The sequence below is a fragment of the Acinetobacter sp. WCHA29 genome, assembly GCF_002165335.1.
GTDB lineage: Bacteria > Pseudomonadota > Gammaproteobacteria > Pseudomonadales > Moraxellaceae > Acinetobacter.
In genome coordinates, this window is sequence record NZ_NHRQ01000046.1 from 1 (window position 1) to 1,466 (window position 1,466).

General features: G+C 32.4%; 1 protein-coding gene and 3 pseudogenes. 1 reads left to right on the forward strand and 3 read right to left on the reverse strand.

Going from position 1 to position 1,466, the window contains the following annotated elements:
• Positions 1–130, forward strand: a pseudogene (locus tag CDG59_RS15800) (IS5 family transposase); the annotation flags it as partial.
• On the opposite strand, the pseudogene CDG59_RS14845 reads toward CDG59_RS15800, so the two are convergent.
• The 3 genes and pseudogenes from CDG59_RS14845 to CDG59_RS15605 form a co-directional block, all read right to left on the reverse strand.
• Positions 109–485: pseudogene (locus tag CDG59_RS14845) on the reverse strand (transposase); the annotation flags it as partial. The pseudogenes CDG59_RS15800 and CDG59_RS14845 sit on opposite strands and share 22 nt — an antisense overlap.
• Before the next feature lie 132 nt (positions 486–617).
• Positions 618–890 carry a hypothetical protein gene (locus CDG59_RS14850; protein ID WP_087546036.1) on the reverse strand — a complete coding sequence of 91 codons (273 nt, stop codon included), beginning with the start codon at positions 888–890 and terminating at the stop codon, positions 618–620.
• 446 nt (positions 891–1,336) lie between these two features.
• Positions 1,337–1,466: pseudogene (locus tag CDG59_RS15605) on the reverse strand (IS5 family transposase); the annotation flags it as partial.

Genomic DNA, 1,466 nt, shown 5'->3' on the forward strand with positions numbered 1-1,466 from the left:
GCGTCATCTCATTGAAAACTATTTCTGTAAGTTAAAAGAATTTAAACGTATAGCGATGCGTAGTTGTAAAACAGATACGAGTTTTGAAGCCATGATTCAATTGTGCGCGAGTTTAATTAACTCTCGGTAATTCTCAACAGACCCTAAACTTCGATGATGATAACCAGACCATTTTTTCCAAAGTGACCTACCTAGCCTTTTGACTGTTTTTAATAATTCATTCCTCTGTAAACATATCAATTTCTTATCTTTCCAAAGCTTTGCATTCTTCCTAGGTGGAATGACTGCATGTGCATCTCGATCTAAAATGACTTGTCGGCAGTGCTTTGTGTCATTAGCACCATCTGTATAGACTAAATCAATTCATTCATCCAACGGAATTTGATCAAGCAAATCACCAAGCACCTGTGAATCACTCAGATTGTTTGTTGTGAGCTGAACTACTCGTAGTTGATATGAAGTTTGCGCCATTGGAGACGATATTCAGTATCAAAATTATAAAATTGATTCTATTTTCCATAAAATAGTTTTATATAAAAAGACCACGTCAAGGGGATGACGTGGCGAAAAACTGAAATATATAACTCACTATACACAGCATATAATCAAGCTATGTATTAACTTTTCGCAATGTTATCGAGTAGTTCTGGTTCCAACATAAAGAAATCTCGTCCAAAATTTTCCAATGGAATATCAGAAAGGTTAATTTGGTATTCAATATCACCGTTAAAAAAACTTTGAGATTTTTGTATCCAACGTTCCCAACCGAATTCCTTACCACATTGCTTGAGCAAATATTGATAAACCTTTGCATCATTGACTCTTAACAAGAATGCATCATCAGATAACTGATGTATCGAGACATTTTCGGAATATTGCACATCAATCATGATCTACCTCCTAGAATGAATGATCAAGTGAATATTAGTTATCATTATAGATAATTGCTTACTATTCAACCATTTTTTAATATTTATTTTTAGTTATTAAATATTTAAGTCATATTTTTGAAATAAACAACAAGACTGGAAGCGATGTGGCAAAAATTGTCACTAATGCTAGCTTTTTTCTCTGTCAAATTATTAGCGATAAAGAGTAGGTCTTTGGCTGCATAACATCAAAAAGTGCAAATTCTCATAATAATACTTCCCATTAAAACCAATGATGTACTAAAAAATTATTATTTATACATGCCTAAATACATAAAACAGCATTGATTCGATCTTGATCTGTGATTAAGTTTAATCCATTCATTACCTAAAATTTTCTCCATAACAACTTCTATATTTTCTGATGAGTAAACTATTTTCCAAATTAAGTTAGGGTCTGTTGAGAATTACCGAGAGTTAATTAAACTCGCGCACAATTGAATCATGGCTTCAAAACTCGTATCTGTTTTACAACTACGCATCGCTATACGTTTAAATTCTTTTAACTTACAGAAATAGTTTTCAATGAGATGACGC

Excerpts from the sequence above, each read along its gene's own strand:
- CDG59_RS14850 (WP_087546036.1), bottom strand. The coding sequence starts at position 890 with ATGATTGATGTGCAATATTCCGAAAATGTCTCGATACATCAGTTATCT.